This is a genomic window from Streptomyces sp. NL15-2K, assembly GCF_030551255.1.
GTDB lineage: Bacteria > Actinomycetota > Actinomycetes > Streptomycetales > Streptomycetaceae > Streptomyces.
Genome location: NZ_CP130630.1, coordinates 5,091,615 through 5,108,546, shown reverse-complemented (window position 1 = coordinate 5,108,546; position 16,932 = coordinate 5,091,615). Strand labels below are relative to the sequence as shown.

The window sequence follows — 16,932 nt, the reverse complement described above, 5'->3', positions numbered from 1 at the left end:
GAGGAGGGCACCCTGATGGACGCCAGCTTCACCGCCGAGCAGGACGAGATCCGCCGTACCCTGCGCGAACTGCTGCGCAAGCGGTGCGGACCGGATGCGGTGCGAGCCGCCGTGGACAGCCCCGCCGGACACGACCCCGCCCTGTGGGCCGCCCTCGCCGAACGCCTCGGCCTGCCCGGGCTCGCCCTTCCCGAGGCCTACGGCGGTGTCGGCTGCTCGGCGACCGAGCTCGCCCTCGCCTGCGAGGAGACGGGGCGCGCGCTGGCACCCTCGCCGCTGCTCGCCACCGCCGTGCTCGCCGCGCCGCTGATCCTCGCGCTGGGGACCGACGCCCAGCGGACCGAGCTGCTCCCGCGGATCGCCTCCGGCTCCCTCACCGCCACCCTCGCCGTACCCGGCACCGCCCTCGCCGCAGCCCTCGCGCTCACCGGCGAGAACGGCACCAATGGCGCTCACGGCGTCAATGGCGTCCACGGCGGCGCATGGGCCGGCGGCGGGCGCGCCGGGGGCGTGCAGGCCAGGCGGGCGGGAGACGGCTGGCGGCTGTACGGGCAGGCCGACCAGGTGCTCGACGGGCACAGCGCGGGTCTCCTCGTGGTGGCCGCACACGCCGGCGGGTACGCCCGCTCGCGGACGCTGCTCTTCCTCGTGCCCGGGGACGCGGACGGGCTGGTGCGCGTACGGCAGACCGCCCTCGACGCGACCCGGCCGCAGGCGCGGGTCCAACTGCGGGATGTCAAGGGGGAGTTGCTGGGTGGCGAGGAGGCGGACGTACTCGCCGCCCTCGCCGCCGTCGGTGACACCGCCGCCGCCGTCCTCGCGGGCGAGGCCGTGGGGGCCGCCGATCAGGCGCTGGGGCGGACCGTGGAGTACGTCCGGCAGCGGGAGCAGTTCGGGCGGGCGATCGGGTCCTTCCAGGCGGTGCAGCACCGGCTGGCCGACGTGTACGTACAGGTGCGGGCGGCGCGCTCGGCGGCGTACTACGCGGCCTGGGCCACCGCGAACGGGGAGCGCGTCGGCGGGCTCGCCCTCGCGCAGGCGCTGGAGGCGCTGCGGTACGCCGCCGCCGAGGCGATCCAGCTGCACGGCGGCATCGGTTTCACCTGGGAGCACGAGGCCCACTCGTACTTCAAGCGCGCCTCGGGAGACGAACTGCTGTTCGGGCCAGTGCACCGGCTGCGGGCGCACGCCGCCGACGCGGCCCGGCTCTTCGAGGCGAAGGAGGTGACGGTGTGAGCGGCGCACGGATGATGGTCCGGAGGGCGATCCCGCAGGGGGTCCAGAGGGTGGTCCGGAAGACGGCGCAGGAGACGGTCCAGAAGGTGTCGTCGACCCGTGGCTTCGCCAAAGTCGCCCCCCATGTCGTCCCCGCCCTGGACCGTGCCGTCCACCGGCTCACGCGCGGCCGTGTGCTGCTCAGCGCGCAGCTGCTGCCCGGGATGATCCTGACCTCGACGGGGGCCAAGAGCGGCCTGCCCCGGCGGACGCCGCTGGCCTGCATGCCTGAGGAGGGCGGCGCGAGCTGGATCCTCATCGGCTCCAACTTCGGGCGGCCCGGCCATCCCGCCTGGACCGGCAACCTGCTCGCCCATCCGGACGCCTCCATCAGCTGGAAGGGACGGGACATCCCCGTCACGGCCCGGCTGCTGGAGGGCGAGGAGCGGGCGGCCGCCTGGAAGGCGGTGCTGGCATTCTGGCCGCCGTACGCCACGTATCAGGCACGGGTGGAGCGGGAGATACGGCTCTTCAGGATCGTACGGACAGGATCGTACGAAAGTGAGCGCCCATAACGCCGCAGGCGGCAGCCCACCGGGTGGGCTGCCGCCTGCGTGACAGGACTTGGGGCCTGAAAAAAGAAAGGGTATTACCTGGTCGGCTTCTTGCCGGTCACGCCCAGATGCACCAACAGGGCGAGATTCGGCTTGAGTTCAGCCTGCTTCACGCCCCACGTCTGGAAGCCCTTCTGGTGCGAGGCGACGGCCGCGAGCATCGCGACGATCGAGCCCGCGACCGCCGCCGGGCTGACGTCCTTGTCCACCCGGCCCTTGGCCTGCAACTCGGCGACGGCGTCCACCAGGGAGTTGTTGACTGAATTGAGGATCTTCATGCGGATCTTGTAGAAACGTTTGTCGCCTTCGGCGGCGCCCAGATCGACGACTCTGAGGATCGCGTCGTTCTTGCGCCAGAACTCCAGGAAACCGTCGACGAGTTCCTGAGCGGTCTGCCAGCCGGCCTTGCCGACCCAGGACCGCCCTTCGAGCAACTCGGTCAACCCGGCGCCCTCGGCGGCCATTTGCTCGGCGATCTCCAGGACGGCGCCCTCGACGTCCGGGAAGTACTGGTAGAAGGTTGCGGGCGAAGTGCCCGCTTTTCGGGCGACATCGATGACTTTGACGTCCCGGTAGGGGGAGGAGCTGAGCATCTCGCTGAGGCAGTCGAGCAGCTTCTGCCGGGTCGCCTGCCCACGCCGGCCGGCCACGCGGCCGTCGACGGTACGCACTTGTCCTGTCATGACGTCAGCTTACCGAGGGGTGATGGGAGCGCGATTCGGCCGACTGCAAATGGGGTGCACGAAGGTGTGGGGGATGGTGTGCCTGGTCTGCGAGGTGCGTGCGACGCCGTTACTTTGGCGGCATGGCCGAAAACAGGGCATCGGGGTACGGAGAGGACGTCTACGCGGAGGGCGTCCCCTGCTGGGTCGACGCGCAGCTTCCCGACGTCGAGGCGGGCAAGCGGTTCTACGGCGAGCTCTTCGGATGGACCTTCGAGGAGGCGTACGGCGGTTCCGTATGGGCCCGTCGTGAGGGCAGGCCCGTCGCCGCCCTCGACCGCAAGGCCGACGGGCGTCTGCCGACCGTCTGGACGGTGTACTTCGCCACCCCGGACATCGAGGGGCTGGCCGACCGCGTCTGGGCGGCCGGCGGTCAGGTCGTCACCGCGCCGGTACCGGTCGGCGACCTGGGCGCGGCCGCCCTCGTGGCCGATCCCGAGGGCGCCGTCTTCGGTCTCTGGCAGCCGGGCAGCCACGCGGGCTTCGGCAGCCGGCACGAGCCGGGCACCTTCGTCTGGGCCGAGCTGTACACCCGGGACATCGAAACCGCCAACACCTTCTACGGCGGGCTCTTCCACGATGCCCTCTTCGGGCCGGAGGCCCACCCCGACTTCGGCCGCGCCCCCGTCTCCGACGTCTTCCCGACCGAGATGCCGCCCCACTTCCTCGTCCACTTCGGTGTCGAGGACTGCGAGACCGTCCTCGGAACGGTGAACCGGCTCGGCGGACGAGTCCAGGCGCCACCCTTCGAGACGTCGTACGGCAGGGTGGCCGTGGTCACCGACAATCAGGGGGCGTCGTTCGCGGTGCTGGAGCGGTAGATCGCGGTGCTGGAGCGGTAGATCGGGGTGCCGGAGGGGTAGATCGAGGTGCCGGGGCGATGTATCGCTCTGCCTTGATGTGAGATTTGATGTGAGACACCCCATTTGTCACCGGGTTCGCAACCAGGGCCCCGGCCAGGAAGAATCGGGGTGCGTGCCGCCATGGCGGTGCGGTGGTGAGACGCTGCACGGGGTCGCGTACATATGTGGAATGACGCGGCCCGTACGGGGAGGTGGCAGGCAAGTGGTGGATCAGCTGACGCAGCACGATCCGCGGCGGATCGGGCCGTTCGAGGTGCTGGGACGGCTGGGTGCCGGCGGCATGGGGCTGGTCTATCTCGCGCGCTCGGCGTCCGGCCGGCGCGTGGCGATCAAGACGGTCCGCACGGAGCTCGCCGAGGACCAGCTCTTCCGCGTCCGCTTCACCCGTGAGGTGGAGGCGGCCCGAGCGGTCTCCGGTTTCTATACGGCGGCCGTGGTCGACGCCGATCCTCGTGCCGCCGTGCCGTGGCTGGCCACCGCGTACGTCCCCGCGCCCTCGCTCGAGGAAATAGTGAACGAGTGCGGGCCGCTCCCGGCCCAGGCGGTGCGCTGGCTGGCGGCGGGCGTGGCGGAAGCCCTGCAGTCCATTCACGGTGCCGGTCTGGTGCACCGCGACCTCAAGCCGTCCAACGTCCTCGTGGTGGAGGACGGCCCGCGGGTGATCGACTTCGGTATCGCGTCCGGCGTGTCGAACACACGTCTGACGATGACCAACGTAGCCGTCGGCACGCCCGCCTACATGTCCCCGGAGCAGGCGAAGGACTCGCGCAGCGTCACGGGCGCCAGCGACGTCTTCTCGCTCGGCTCCATGCTGGTCTTCGCCGCCACGGGACACCCGCCCTTCCATGGCGCCAACCCGGTCGAGACGGTGTTCATGCTGCTGCGGGAGGGCCCGGACCTCGAAGGCCTCCCGGACGAGCTGCGCCCCCTGATCGAATCCTGTATGCAGATGGAGGCCACGGCCCGCCCCAACCCGGCCGACCTCCAGGCCCAGCTCGCCCCCCACCTCTTCGGCTCCGGCTCAGACGACAGCGGCACGGCGTCGGCGTGGCTGCCCGAGCGGGCGGTCGGCCTGATCGAGACGCGGCGCGGCGGCCGGCCCGCGGTGAAACCGACGCAGGGCGGCGGTGGCCGCAGCGGCGGCGGCCGAGTGGCCCCCGCCGCCCCCATCCCGCCCCCGCCGTCCCGCGACCCCGTCGTTCCGGCGCCCGGCCCCGGCCCGGTGCCGTCCTCCGCCGCGGCCCCCGCGCCCGTCGGCGCCCCCGACATCGGCCCCGTCCGCCTGGCCGGCGCGGCGGTGCCGATCGGGCCCGGCCCGCGCGTCGCCGACGCCCGCGCCGCCGCCGTCAAGGCGCCCCCGCCGGAGGCCGGCCTGGTCGCCTCCTGGTCCAAGCCCCGCCCCGGCGTCAACGGCACAGACCCTGCCGTAGGCCCTGCCGTACCGGCGGCGCCCCCCGCGCCCCCGGAGACGGCGGCCGGCTGGCGGCCCTGGCGTTTCCGCATGTCGAACGACGTCTGGGGCACCCCCTCGGTCGCCGGCGACCTCGTCTACGTCACCTCCTTCGAGGTTCACGCCCTCGACGTGGCCACCGGTCGGCGTCGCTTCAAGACGCGGGACGTGGCCTGGTCGATGGCGGTCGCGGACGGCCGTATCCACGCCTCCGACGGACCCACCCTGTTCGCCCTCGACGCCCGCGAGGGCGCCGACCTGTGGCGGCTGTCGACGGACGCCTGGGTGTACTCCCTGAAGGCCGACCGGGGCACCGTGATCACCGGCACGCGCGGTGGCGGCGTCCAGGCCTGGGAGGCCTCCAACGGCCAGAAGCTGTGGGAGATCACCGGCTGCCAGACCGACTTCGAGTCCCCGGAAGCCGGACCGACGCTGCACGAGGGCACGGTGTACCTCTGGAAGGACGCCCGGCTGCGCGCCCTGGACGCCCGCACGGGCGACGAGCGCTGGTCGTACCCGATCGGCGACGCCGCCTCCTGCGGCGGGGTGCCGGTGCGGGTGGCGCAGGCCCACGACGGATACGTGTACGTGTCCGCCGGCACCCGTGTCCTCGCCCTGGACATGGCGAGCGGCCGGGTGCGCTGGCACTTCGAGGCGCCGGCGGTCTTCCTGTGCGCGCCGACCTTCGTACCGGGCCCGGCGGTCGCCGGCGGCGGCATCTACCTGGCCGACTACCTCGGCACGGTCTACGCCCTCGACGCCACCGACGGCCGCGACCGATGGCGCATCGCCACCGAGGCCCGGGCGTCCATCGAGCCGGTGCTGGTGGCCGCGGGACATGTGCACGTGGGCAGCGGCAAGGGGCTCTACACCCTGGACGCCGTCACCGGCACCCCGAAGTGGCGCTTCCAGGCGGGCGGCGACATCGTCGGCGCGCCGGCGGTGGCGGAGGGCCGTATCCACTTCGGCTCGACCGACCACCTGCTGTACACGCTCAAGGCCGACGACGGCCGCCTGCGCTGGAAGCTCGCGACGGGCGGCGAGATCACCGGCTCCCCGGTCGTCAAGGACGGGGTGGTGTACGCGTGCAGCAAGGACCGGTGCGTGTACGCGCTGGACGCGGAGAAGGGGACGGGGACGGCGCGGACGGCATAGCGGCGGTGGGTCACCGCATCGTGAACCCGTCGCCCCGCCGGGCGGCGAACAGCTCCGCCTGGCGGCCCGCGGGCAGGTTGCCCAGCGAGATGAGGTGCGGCGCCTGGGCGAACCCCGGCGCCAGCGCCGCCTCCCGCGCCGCCCACAGCGCACGGACGGTCCCCTGCACACCCTCGGCCGGATACCCGGCGATGACGGCGGCGCAGGCGACCGCGGCGTCCAACGCCCCACCCGCCTCGGCGACCTCGGACACCAGCCCGACCTCGTACGCCCGCCGCGCGGAGATCCGCTCCGCCGTCCCCATCAGCATCATCCGCGCGACCTCCCCGTACGGCATCCGCTGCACCATGAGCATCGACTCGTACGCGCTGACCATGCCGTAGGTGGTGTGCGGATCGAAGAAGGCGGCGTCGGCACCGGCGACGACGAACTCGCACTCCCCGAGCAGATAGAAGGCCCCGCCGCAGGCCATCCCCTCCACAGCGGCGACGACCGGCTTCCACAGGTCGTTCGCCTTCGGCCCGATCCGCAGCAGGGGATCGTCCTGCATGTACGGCGAGCTCGGCTGCGGCACGACGGCGTCCCGGTCGAGGCCGGTGCAGAAGGCCCGTTCGCCGGCGCCTGTGAGCACGACGGCGCGTACGGAGTCGTCGAACCGCAACCCCCGCCAGATCTCCCGGAGTTCTTCGGCCATGGCGAGGTCGACGGCATTGAGCTTGCCCGGCCGGTCGAGGGTGACGACGGCGACGCCGGTGTCCTTGTCGGCGGTGAGGCGTACGGTCACGGGCGCTCCAGGATCCACTGGGGAAGAGGGGCCGTGTCCCGCCCTGTCGGCCCGAACACGACACGCACCTTCGCCCCGATACGAATGCCGTGCGGATCAAGGGAATTGAGAGCCGCTCCGGCCTCGCTGACCAGGTTGCCGACCATCCGTACGCGCGGAGCCTCGGCGAGCTCGACGACGATGACGTTGTACGGCGCCTGCTCCGCGTACTCGGGCAGGAGAGGCGGATGGGGAACGACGTACGACCAGATCCGCCCCTGCCCCGACAACCGCCGCCACTCGCTCGCGAAGGACTGGCAGTGCGGGCAGCAGGGCCGGGGCGGGAACCGGAGCTCACCGCAGTCGGCGCACGCCTGGACACGCAGCTCGCCCTGGGCGGCGTACTGCCAGAAGGGGGCGCCGTCGGGGTCGATGACGGGGGAGAGCAACCTGGATCAACTCCTCAGGAGCAACGCGGAGGTGGGGACGCCTTCACCGGCGGTGACGAGACAGGTGGCGGCGCCCGGTACTTGAGCCGTACTCGTCCCCCGGAGCTGCTTGACGCCTTCGTTGATGAGGTTGAAGCCGTGCACGTACGCCTCGCTGAGCCCGCCGCCGCCGGTGTTGAGGGGCAGCCGCCCGCCGATCTCCAGTGCGCCCCCCTCCGTGAAGGCCCCGCCTTCTCCGCGGGCGCAGAAGCCGTAACCCTCCAGGGAGAGCGGTATGAGGGCGGTGAACGCGTCGTAGATCTGGGCGACGTCGACGTCCTGGGGCGTGAAGTCGGCGTGTTTCCACAGGTGTCGGGCGGCGGTCCAGGCGGGGCCGGTGAGCGGGTCGTCGTTCCAGTAGTTGACCATGCCGTGGTGCTGGGCGGGCAGCCCTTGGGCGGCGGAGTGGATGTGGACGGGTCTGTGCCGGCAGTCCCGCGCACGCTCCTTGCTGACGACGACGCAGGCCAACGCCCCGTCCGTCTCCAGACAGTTGTCGAAGAGGCAGAGCGGCTCGCTGATCCAGCGGGAGGTCATGTACATCTCGCGGGTGAGGGGGCGGTCGTACATGATCGCGGCGGGGTTCTGGTTCGCCCGGTTGCGGCAGGCGAGGGCGACGTTGAAGAGGTGGTCGCGGGTGGCGCCGTATTCGTGCATGTACCGGCGGGCGAGCATGGCGATCTCGTCGACGGGCCGCAGGAGGCCGAAGGGCCGGGTCCACTGGGCGGGGGTCGGCAGTTGGACGGCGGTGTTGCGCCATGGCCGGGGCCCGGACCCCCGCTTCCGCGACCGCCAGGCGACGCCGACGGTGGCCTGCCCCGAGGCGATGGCGGCGGCGAGGTGGGCGACGGTGGCGCAGGAACCGCCGCCGCCGTACCCGACCTTGCTGAAGAAGGTGAGGTCACCGAAGCCGACGGCCTTCGCGAGCTCCACCTCGTCGGTCTCCTCCATCGTGTACGAGGCGAGGGCGTCGACCTCGCCGGGCGCGATCCCGGCGTCGTCGAGGGCGGCGAGGACGGCACGGCAGGCGAGGGTCTTCTCGTCCTCGGGGAGGCGTTTGGCGAAGGGCGTCTGACCGATGCCGACGATGGCGGTGGCGTCTTTGATGCCGGCTGCTCTGGCTGCCGCTGTTCCTGCTGTTCCCGCTGTTCCTGCTGTTCCCGCTGTTCCTGCTGTTCCTGCCGTTCCTTCCGTTCCTGCTGCTCCGGCCATGCTGGGCGTTACCTCCGCACGCTCGCTGGGCGGCTGACAGGGCGTCAGACTACAGCTAATCTGACGGGTAGTCAGCTAGTGAAACGGGGACTGGACTGGAGGCCTGCTGTGCGCGGTGACTTGGAGTGGGGAACCATCCCCGGGCTGGTCCGGTCGGCGGCCGAGCGGTACGCGGACGTCGAGGCGGTGGTGGACGGCCGTACCCGCATCTCGTACGGCGAGCTGGGCGCCCGAGTGGAACGTGCGGCGGCGGCGTGCATCGCGAACGGGGTGGCGGTGGGCGACCGGGTCGCGATCTGGGCCCCGAACACCCTCGACTGGATCGTCTCGGCGCTGGGTGCGGTGTCGGCGGGCGCGGTACTGGTCCCGCTGAACACGCGCTTCAAGGGCGCGGAGGCGGCGGACGTGCTGCACCGGAGCGGTGCCCGCCTGCTCTTCGTGACGGGGACGTTCCTTGGGACGTCGTACGTGGCGTCGCTGAGGAGGGCGGCGGCGGGGGAGTGGGCAGGCGGTCCCGGACCGCTGCCGGACCTGCCGGCGCTGGAACAGGTGGTGGTCCTCTCCGACGACGCCCCGGCGGACTTCCGCACCTGGAAGGACTTCCTGGCGAGCGGGGACGGGGTGGGGAAGGCGGAGGTGCGGGCGCGGGTGTCGGCGCTCGCCCCGTCCTTCCCATCGGACATCATCTACACGTCGGGTACGACGGGCCGCCCCAAGGGCGCGGTGATCACCCACGCACAGACGCTACGGGCGTACGAGATCTGGACCGACCTGGCGGGGCTGCGCCGCGGGGACCGCTACCTGATCGTGAACCCCTTCTTCCACACCTTCGGCTACAAGGCGGGCGTCGTGGCCTGCCTGATGCGGGGCGCGACGATGATCCCGCAGCCGGTGTTCAACGTGGACACGGTCATGGCGAACATAGCGGCGGAGCGGGTCTCGGTCCTCCCGGGCCCACCGACGCTCCACCAGTCGCTGCTGGACCACCCGGCCCGCGACGCGCACGACCTCTCGGCGCTGAGGCTGGTGGTGACGGGCGCGGCGGTGGTGCCGCTGAGGCTGGTGGAACGGCTGCGGGCCGAACTGGGCGTGGACACGGTACTGACGGCCTACGGCCTGTCGGAGGCGACGGGCATCGTCACGATGTGCCGCCGAGGCGACGACCCCTCCGTGATCGCGTCGACGTCGGGCCGGGCGATACCCGGGACGGAGGTGCGGGTGGTGGACGCGGGAGGCAGGCCGTTGCCGGCCGGCGTCCCCGGCGAGGTCCTGGTCCGCGGCTTCAATGTCATGCGGGGCTACTACGAGGACGAGACGGCCACGGCCGAGGTGTTGACGGCTACGGCCGAGGTGATGGAGGACGGCGGCTGGCTGCGGACGGGGGACGTGGGGGTCCTGGACGAGGCGGGTTTTTTGCGCATCACGGACCGCCTCAAGGACATGTTCATCGTCGGCGGCTTCAACGCGTACCCGGCGGAGATCGAGCAGACACTGGGCCTCCATCCGGATGTGGCGGACGTGGCGGTGATCGGCGTACCGGATCCGCGACTGGGGGAGGTCGGCAAGGCGTACGTCGTCCGGCGGGCCGGGGCGGTACTGACGGCGGACGACCTGATCGCCTGGGGCCGACGGGAAATGGCGAACTACAAGGTGCCGAGGGCGGTGGAGTTCGTGGGGGAGCTGCCTCGGAATGCGAGTGGGAAGGTGGTGAAGGGGGAGTTGCGGGGGTGGGCTGGGGGGTCACTCGGGCGTCACTCGGTGGAGTGATCAGTGAGGGCATCTCTCCGCATGAGTCAAGGGCGTGGAGCAGCATCAGCCGAGAAGCGTCACCGGAAGCACATCGCCGAGCTGAACATGAGGGAGCAGGGGCTAGGGATTGGATGAGTGCGAGGGAGCCCGGCGCGGGGACTGGACGCGCCCGCACGGTTCTGGTGGACGGTGCCCGGATGGCCTGCTGGGAGTCGGGGCCGTCCGACGGTGAGCCTGTCCTGCTCCTGCACGGCTACCCCGCGAGCCACCGCAGCTGGCGCCACCAAATCCCGGCACTGGCCCGCGAGTACCGGGTGATCGCGCCGGATCTCCTCGGCTGGGGCCGGTCCGAGCGCCCACTGCACCTGCGCTTCGACTACGACACCGAAGTGGCCCGCGTCGGCCGGCTCCTGGACGCGCTCGGCATCGAGACCGTGAACCTGGCCGGCCACGACTACGGTGGCTTCCTCTCCCTCGGCTTCACCGAGACCCACCCCGACCGCGTCCGCCGACTGGCCCTGTGCAACAGCCGCGCGCAGTCCACCTTCGTCCCCCACTGGACGGCCGTCTTCGGCCTGGCCAGCCTGGCTGGACGGACGCCCGTGCTCCGGACCCTGATGGCGCGACTCCCCCTCGTCGACATCCACCGCAGCGCGCTCGGTTCCCTCGTCCGCCACGGCATCATCGACGACGAGCTCCTGGACAGCTACGTCGGCTGGATGCGCACGCCGGAGGGCCGCCGCTGGCTGGTCCACTTCTGCAGTGAGTACCGCGTCGCGGTCCGTCCCGAGCTGCGCCGGAGGCTGGGCGGGATCGCCTGCCCGACCGCGATCATCTGGGGCCGGGACGACACCTACCTGCGCCCCGAGATCGCCACGGAACTGGCCGAGCGCATCCCGCACGCCGAACTGACGATGCTCGACGAGGCCGGCCACTGGGTGATGGACGAACACCCGGCCGAGGTCACCTCAGCACTCCAACGGCTCCTTGCCCGGGCTTGAGGTGGCCGGGGCTGGGTTGGTGTGAACGCCGGTTTGTGGAGTGGCCGTCGGGGCCGCCCGCTTCTTTGTCAGTGTCGTGCTTCCGCGAGCCGAGTCAAGGGCGCTGCGTTCCGCTGCGCTCCACTCCGCGTCGCCTCCGGCGATCGGCCTCCGGCCGACCCTTGACACGGCTCGCTCCAGCACGGGGAAGAAGCGAGCGAGCGGCCCGGAAAGGCGGGTGGCCAGGTCGGCAGCCCTTTCGGGTAGGTCGGGGGGTGGCCCGGCGTCCGGGGGCGCGCTCGCGCCTCGCCAGCACGCCGGGTGGTCTCGGCGGCGATCGGCGAGTGGGGGGTGCGGGCGCACCAGCGGGACGGGGGCACGCCGGGTGGTCTCGGCGGCGATCGGCGAGTGGGGGGTGCGGAGCGCGCTGGCCGGGCGGGGGCACGCCGGGCCGGTTCGGCGTCTCGCGGTGAGCGGGCGGCTGCCGGGCGCACCGGCCGGCCAGGCAGGCCGGGTGGCGGCACGCCGAGCCGACCAGGCGGCCGATGGCTAGCCGGGGCCGAGCCACCACGGCGGCCCGCACCGGTCCGAACTTGTCAGGGTCAGGTAATTGGCAGATCTGTTCCACCTTGGGAGGGGAAAAGCCCAGGTCGGCGGTCCCGGTGGGTGGAACAGATCTGCCAATTATGGGGGGAGCGTCCGGCGCTCAGCTGACTCGAAGGGGGCGGACCCCACTCCGCACCCCTCACTCACTGCAAGCCGCCGAACCGACCCGGCGTGCCGCCACCCTGGTGCGCCTCCGGCCACGGGCGGGCCGAGCGTCGCTGAGCCGACACGAGCGCCCGTCCCAGCCACCGCGCCGCACCCCCACTTGCCGATCGCCGCTGAGCCGACCCGGTGTGCCCCGCCCGGCCAGCGCGCTCCGCGCCCCCACTCGCCGATCGCCGCTGAGCCGACCCGGTGTGCCCCGCCCGGCCAGCGCGCTCCGCGCCCCCACTCGCCGATCGCCGCTGAACCGGCCCGGCGTGCCTTCGCCCTGCCAGCGCGCTCCGCACCCCCCACTCGCCGATCGCCGCCGAGACCACCCGGCGTGCCCCCGTCCCGCTGGTGCGCCCGCACCCCCCACTCGCCGATCGCCGCTGAGACCACCCGGCGTGCTGGCGAGGCGCGAGCGCGCCCCCGGACGCCGGGCCACCCCCCGACCTACCCGAAAGGGCTGCCGACCTGGCCACCCGCCTTTCCGGGCCGCCCGCTCGCTTCTCACCCGTGCTGGAGCGAGCCGTGTCAAGGGTCGGCCGGAGGCCGATCGCCGGAGGCGACGCGGAGTGGAGCGCAGCGGAACGCAGCGCCCTTGACTCGGCTCGCGGAAGCACGACACTGGCAAAGAAGCGGGCGGCCCCGACGGTCACTTGAAGACGCCGGGGTGCCCAACACCCTCCACGGAGCGGCCGAGTGCCTCGCCAGTCGCGGCCGCGCTCAGGGCGGAGCGGATCTCCTGGATCATCTGCGCCGGGTGGTGGAAGACGACCTCGGCGGTGTAGCGGAGCAGGGTGCGTACCTCGGGGCAGCGGAGGACTTGGTTGAAGCGGGAGACGTCCCGTCGGTGCGCCTCGCGCGTGCCGTGGTAGGCGTAGCCCTCGATCTCGACCGCCACTCCCTCCCGCCGGAAGAGGAAGTCGAGGAACCGGCGGCCGCCGCCGGGGACGCGGAGCTCGACCTGGGACTCGGGACGCAGGCCGGCGTCGAGCATGCGCAGGCGGGCGACGGTTTCCGCCGGTGAGCCGGAGCGGCGGTCGGCGAGGCTGAGCCAGTCCCGAGCGCGGGCGGCTCCGTGGAAAGGGGGTTTGAGGGCGATGGCCAGCGCGGCCGGGGTGGTGAGCGGTGGGCGGCGTACGCCCGCGACGGTGCGGTAGCCGAGCGCGGACTCGACGGCTACCAGGGCGCCCTCCCGCGGCCCGGCTCGCAGGAGGTCGGCGACGGTGCGGGGGACGTCCGTGACGCGCAGCCCCTCGCACTGCACGATGTCGACTTCGGCGAGGGGCATCCGGTGGACCCGTACGTCCGTGAGGCTCTGCCGGATGCGGAGCCCCGGGTCGGTGAACTCGAGGGCCGGGGGCTTTCGGTCCTCCCTACGTACGTCCAGGGTCTCGATCTGCAAGAGCCAGGCAGCCGAACGATGGCTCACGACCAGCCTCGGCCTGAGGAGTTGGGCGGCCTTCAGCCGTACGGCCAGATCGATCCTCCGCCCCGGCTCGGCCCAGGCGCCGCTCCGGACCCGGGTCCACCCTTCCGAGTCCAGCCTCCGGAAGAGGGGAACCCGAGACCACCCGGCCCCCAGCGCCCGCGAGGTGAGCAACACGCCTCCCTCGACCAGCGCCCTCAACTCCGTACGCTCCACCCGCTCCACCCGCTCCACCCGTCCACTGTCCCGGAGGAGCCGCCTGCCTGCTCGCCCCTGTGGACAACCGGTGGAGGTCAGCGCTTCACGGACGTGAGGAAGGTGGTCCAGGCCGAGGCCCTGAAGAGGAGTACGGGGCCATCGCCGGCCCGCTTCGAGTCGCGGACCGGGACGGTGGTGGGGAGGTTGGGGGCGACCTCGACGCATTCGCCGCCAGTGCCGTTGCTGTAGCTGCTCTTGCGCCAGCGGGCGGCGCTGAAGTCATTCTCGTGACTTGCCATGTCGATAGTCCTCTGCCGCAGCCTCGATCATCGCAAGGGACGCCTCAGGCGGCATTGCGACGGCCCTGAGCAGATCGTACGACTCCCGGTACTGCTTCACGAGCGCCGGATAGTCGATGAGTTGGCCGCTGTGCAGGCTCTCGGTGTACACCACGGGAGGAGCGTCCGCGAAGGTCATGATCCTGGTCATGCCCATCATGAACGGGTGCGCGGCGGAGGTTTCCGGGACGATCTGCAAAAGGGAGTGCGTGGTCCTGATCACCCCCGAGATGTGCTCCAGCAGCTCCGCCATCTCCACAGGAGGAAGAGCGGCTCGGCGGATCAGGGACTCGTCGAGGATCGCCCAGAACTTGGGCGGGTTCTCCGAGGTGAAGAGCTTGGCCCGCCCCATCCGGGCGTCCACCTTCTCCTCGACCTCCCCGTCCGAGGCTCGGGGCATGGCCGCTCGCACGATCACCCGTGCGTACGGTGCCGTCTGCAGCAGCCCGGGCACGATCATCGGTGCCCAGTCCTCGATCGTCTCCGCGTGCTGCTCCATCTCCGCCGCGTCCGCGAAATACTCCGCATGCCCCGACTGCCGGGCCCTGCGGGCGTCTTCACAACGCCGCTCGAAAAACCCGTCCGTCCTCAGCACCTTGTCGACGTGCTGGGCGAGATCCAGGGGCATCCGGCGCTCACCGCGCTCGATCTGGCTCAGAAAGGGGATGCCGTGGAAGCTCCCTTCCGCCAACTGTTCGAGCGTCAGACCCGCGAGCTCCCTCTGGTAGCGCAACTCGGCGCCGTAGAAGGACGGGACGTTCGCCGAGGCGTCGGGATCCTTGCGTGGGGGCACAACTCACCACCGTCTCTTTCCAGTTGCGTTGCGCAACGTAAACCTCTTTTACGGTACGCAATGTCACGCCACTGTGTGAGTGATTCGTCACAGAGCGCACAGGAAGGCGCCGCCCCATGCAAGACCCTCAGCCCCCCGCCGCCGACGTGGACCACTGCGTGACCGACCTTCGTACCGCCCTCGCCGCCCACGGCATCACGCTTCCCTCCCTCCGCGCAGACCTGCCGACCTTCGCGGGCACCTATGCGCCCCCGGCAGGCCTGGTCGCGCTCGGCAACTGCAACACCGTGACGGCGCGCAAGCTCGCGGCGGTGCTGCGGGGAGGCCTGGACCTCGACCTGCCGGCCACCCCCAAGGCGGTCCCGGACCTTCGTCGTGCCGTACGCCTGCATCTGGGTGGACCCTGCGCCGATGTGCAGCTGTGCGTCACCGAGCTCGTGGCCAACGTGATCCGGCATGTGGGGGAGGGGACGCCGGTCCGTGTGCGGGTGGCCCGTGTGGACGGTGACGGTGGCCGGATTCGGGTCGAGGTCACCGATCCCGATACGCGAGCCCTCCCGGTGCTCGTGCGTGCCACCGGCGACGACGAGGCCGGGCGCGGCCTCGCTCTCCTCGACGCGGTGGCGCTGCGCTGGGGCGTGGAGCAGGGGGCATCGGGCAAGACGGTTTGGTGCGAGCTGGCGGAGGGCGAGTGAGCGTCGGGCTGAGCGTGGCGTACGGCGGTATGGTGAGCGGTATGGCAACCAAGAAGTACACCGTGACGCTGCCGGAGGAGCTCGCCGAGGAGATCCGGCGTGAGGTGGGGGCAGGCAACTTCAGTGCGTACGTCACGCGGGCCATAGAGCGTCAGCGGGAGCAGGACCGGCTGGGGGAGCTGGTGGCCTGGCTTGAGGAAGAGCACGGTCCTCTCACGGAGGCCGAGCTTGCCGAGGCCGAGGCGGAACGGCGGGAACATGAGCGACACTTCGCTGCCCTCGAGGCTGACGCGGCCGATGGTGACGGCTCTCACTACCCGATGGCGGGCTGATGACTGCTGCTACCAGTTACGTGCTGGACTGCGAAGGGCTGTCCAGGGCGGTTCGTGGTGACCGCCAGATGATCGCCCGCCTGAAGGACGCCCACCGCTCCGGCATCCGCGTCGTCACCAGCTCCATGACCCTGATCGAGGCCTATCACGGGCAGGTGCAGCATGCCGCCTGGGCGTGGGCGATGTCCCGGGTCGTGGTGGAGCCGGTCACGCGGGACGTTGCCGAGAGGGCGGTCGGGTTGCTGCGGGACACCGGACTGCACGGCCACAAGTACGCGATCGATGCGGCGCTGGCCGTGATCGCCGGGCGGCTGGGCGGGAGCGTCGTGCTCTACACGTCCGACGAGGACGACATGACGAAGTTGTGCGGGGAGGGGGTTCGGGTCGTTGCGCTGTGATGGTGACGATGAACCGCGGGCCAGGATGTGCTCGACGGTTATAGCGGTCTGTTCGATGAGATCGAAGAGGCTCCTGGTGTGGGAGGTTGAACCGCCCGACGGCACCGGGGTGACATGGCGATGTGGCCGAGCCCAAGCCCGGCCACATCGCTGTCAGTTGCCGACTTGATATCAGGTGGCGTGGTTCTCCAGCGGCGCCACGACAGTTTCCTGCGGCGACGTCGTGGCATGGTTCTCGGCCAGGGCCGGGCTTGCGGCAGCGGCGGTGGCACTGAGAACCAGGGCGATGGTGGCGACGATCTTCTTGGTGCGAGTCATTCCAGCTCCTGGTAGAAGAGTGGACCTCTGAACATCACGTGACGCTAGTGCCGTGGGGGGCGACTGTTCGAGAGGATCGAACGGTTCGCGCCAGGAAATGGCATGGATCATGCAGTTGCACATCGGCCGCGGCGGCTCCCCCTCGGCGCCGCCGCGGCCGACTCCCCCGTCAGAACAACTTCACGCAGTCTCGTCGGAGGCGTGATTGTCCTGGGGTGTGGCAGCCCCTCCCCCCGACGCATGGTTGTCCAGGGTGGTTATCTCGCTCTCCGACGCCTGATCCTTCTTGGCGTTGGTGACGTTCTCCTCAACAGCGGACGCGTGGTTGTCGAGCGGCTTGACGACATCGTCGTCCTTCTCGGCCTCATTCATGATCATCAACTCCAGCAAGTCGTACCGCAAACAGTCGGAGCGACCCGTCCGACGACTCCCCCGAGGGCCGTCGGACGGGCGCATTTGGGCCGCTC

At 71.3% G+C, this 16,932-nt stretch carries 18 protein-coding genes; 9 read left to right on the top strand and 9 right to left on the bottom strand.

Going from position 1 to position 16,932, the window contains the following annotated elements; all coding sequences use genetic code 11:
* Positions 1-15: 15 nt before the first annotated feature.
* Positions 16-1,236, top strand: a complete 1,221-nt coding sequence (locus Q4V64_RS22715) for an acyl-CoA dehydrogenase family protein (protein WP_124441319.1) — start codon at positions 16-18, stop codon at positions 1,234-1,236.
* A 14-nt stretch (positions 1,237-1,250) separates the two neighbouring features.
* A complete protein-coding gene (locus tag Q4V64_RS22710) occupies positions 1,251-1,790 on the top strand; it encodes a nitroreductase family deazaflavin-dependent oxidoreductase (RefSeq protein WP_124441340.1) in 540 nt (179 codons plus the stop codon).
* Positions 1,791-1,864: 74 nt separating this feature from the next.
* Here the strand turns inward: Q4V64_RS22710 and Q4V64_RS22705 are convergent, their stop codons facing one another.
* Positions 1,865-2,500 (bottom strand): TetR family transcriptional regulator, encoded by a 636-nt coding sequence (locus Q4V64_RS22705; RefSeq protein ID WP_124441341.1) that lies wholly within the window; start codon positions 2,498-2,500, stop codon positions 1,865-1,867.
* A gap of 134 nt (positions 2,501-2,634) precedes the next feature.
* Here Q4V64_RS22705 and Q4V64_RS22700 point away from each other — a divergent pair, with 134 nt between their 5' ends.
* Positions 2,635-3,372 (top strand): VOC family protein, encoded by a 738-nt coding sequence (locus Q4V64_RS22700; protein ID WP_124441320.1) that lies wholly within the window; start codon positions 2,635-2,637, stop codon positions 3,370-3,372.
* Between the two features lie 244 nt (positions 3,373-3,616).
* On the top strand, positions 3,617-6,019 hold the full coding sequence (locus tag Q4V64_RS22695) for a serine/threonine-protein kinase (protein WP_124441322.1): 2,403 nt from the start codon (positions 3,617-3,619) through the stop codon (positions 6,017-6,019).
* Positions 6,020-6,029: 10 nt separating this feature from the next.
* Here Q4V64_RS22695 and Q4V64_RS22690 read toward each other — a convergent pair whose 3' ends face one another.
* The 3 genes from Q4V64_RS22690 to Q4V64_RS22680 are packed head-to-tail and all read right to left on the bottom strand — an operon-like array spanning position 6,030 to position 8,482.
* Positions 6,030-6,803: an enoyl-CoA hydratase/isomerase family protein gene (locus Q4V64_RS22690; protein WP_124441323.1), complete on the bottom strand. Its 774-nt coding sequence runs from the start codon at positions 6,801-6,803 to the stop codon at positions 6,030-6,032.
* Positions 6,800-7,231 carry a Zn-ribbon domain-containing OB-fold protein gene (locus Q4V64_RS22685; protein WP_124441324.1) on the bottom strand — a complete coding sequence of 144 codons (432 nt, stop codon included), beginning with the start codon at positions 7,229-7,231 and terminating at the stop codon, positions 6,800-6,802. Before Q4V64_RS22685 ends, Q4V64_RS22690 begins: the two co-directional genes overlap by 4 nt.
* Positions 7,232-7,237: 6 nt before the next feature.
* Complete coding sequence (locus Q4V64_RS22680; protein ID WP_253267071.1) at positions 7,238-8,482, bottom strand: lipid-transfer protein; 1,245 nt, start codon at positions 8,480-8,482, stop codon at positions 7,238-7,240.
* A gap of 108 nt (positions 8,483-8,590) precedes the next feature.
* Here Q4V64_RS22680 and Q4V64_RS22675 point away from each other — a divergent pair, with 108 nt between their 5' ends.
* Together Q4V64_RS22675 and Q4V64_RS22670 are read left to right on the top strand one after the other, a co-directional pair.
* Complete coding sequence (locus tag Q4V64_RS22675; RefSeq protein WP_124441325.1) at positions 8,591-10,249, top strand: FadD3 family acyl-CoA ligase; 1,659 nt, start codon at positions 8,591-8,593, stop codon at positions 10,247-10,249.
* 113 nt (positions 10,250-10,362) lie between these two features.
* A complete protein-coding gene (locus tag Q4V64_RS22670; protein WP_124441326.1) occupies positions 10,363-11,232 on the top strand; it encodes an alpha/beta hydrolase in 870 nt (289 codons plus the stop codon).
* Positions 11,233-12,616: 1,384 nt separating this feature from the next.
* Here the strand turns inward: Q4V64_RS22670 and Q4V64_RS22665 are convergent.
* The 3 genes from Q4V64_RS22665 to Q4V64_RS22655 are packed head-to-tail and all read right to left on the bottom strand — an operon-like array spanning position 12,617 to position 14,722.
* Positions 12,617-13,627 (bottom strand): hypothetical protein, encoded by a 1,011-nt coding sequence (locus tag Q4V64_RS22665; protein WP_216377633.1) that lies wholly within the window; start codon positions 13,625-13,627, stop codon positions 12,617-12,619.
* 59 nt (positions 13,628-13,686) lie between these two features.
* On the bottom strand, positions 13,687-13,890 hold the full coding sequence (locus Q4V64_RS22660; RefSeq protein WP_124441343.1) for a DUF397 domain-containing protein: 204 nt from the start codon (positions 13,888-13,890) through the stop codon (positions 13,687-13,689).
* Positions 13,871-14,722, bottom strand: coding sequence for a helix-turn-helix transcriptional regulator (locus tag Q4V64_RS22655; protein WP_124441344.1), 852 nt, complete (start codon positions 14,720-14,722; stop codon positions 13,871-13,873). Before Q4V64_RS22655 ends, Q4V64_RS22660 begins: the two co-directional genes overlap by 20 nt.
* 116 nt (positions 14,723-14,838) lie before the next feature.
* Between Q4V64_RS22655 and Q4V64_RS22650 the strand changes: the two genes are divergently transcribed.
* The 3 genes from Q4V64_RS22650 to Q4V64_RS22640 are packed head-to-tail and all read left to right on the top strand — an operon-like array spanning position 14,839 to position 16,147.
* Entirely contained in the window at positions 14,839-15,417 is a 579-nt protein-coding gene (locus tag Q4V64_RS22650; RefSeq protein WP_124441345.1) for an ATP-binding protein, read from the top strand.
* A 41-nt stretch (positions 15,418-15,458) separates the two neighbouring features.
* Positions 15,459-15,749, top strand: a complete 291-nt coding sequence (locus Q4V64_RS22645; protein ID WP_124441400.1) for a hypothetical protein — start codon at positions 15,459-15,461, stop codon at positions 15,747-15,749.
* The gene (locus Q4V64_RS22640) at positions 15,749-16,147 is read left to right on the top strand and encodes a hypothetical protein (RefSeq protein ID WP_172629288.1); all 399 of its coding nucleotides are present in this window, start codon (positions 15,749-15,751) and stop codon (positions 16,145-16,147) included. Before Q4V64_RS22645 ends, Q4V64_RS22640 begins: the two co-directional genes overlap by 1 nt.
* 171 nt (positions 16,148-16,318) lie before the next feature.
* On the opposite strand, the gene Q4V64_RS22635 is transcribed toward Q4V64_RS22640, so the two are convergent.
* Together Q4V64_RS22635 and Q4V64_RS22630 are read right to left on the bottom strand one after the other, a co-directional pair.
* Positions 16,319-16,465, bottom strand: a complete 147-nt coding sequence (locus tag Q4V64_RS22635; RefSeq protein ID WP_172629289.1) for a hypothetical protein — start codon at positions 16,463-16,465, stop codon at positions 16,319-16,321.
* A gap of 180 nt (positions 16,466-16,645) precedes the next feature.
* Positions 16,646-16,837 carry a hypothetical protein gene (locus tag Q4V64_RS22630; RefSeq protein ID WP_124441346.1) on the bottom strand — a complete coding sequence of 64 codons (192 nt, stop codon included), beginning with the start codon at positions 16,835-16,837 and terminating at the stop codon, positions 16,646-16,648.
* Positions 16,838-16,932: the final 95 nt, after the last annotated feature.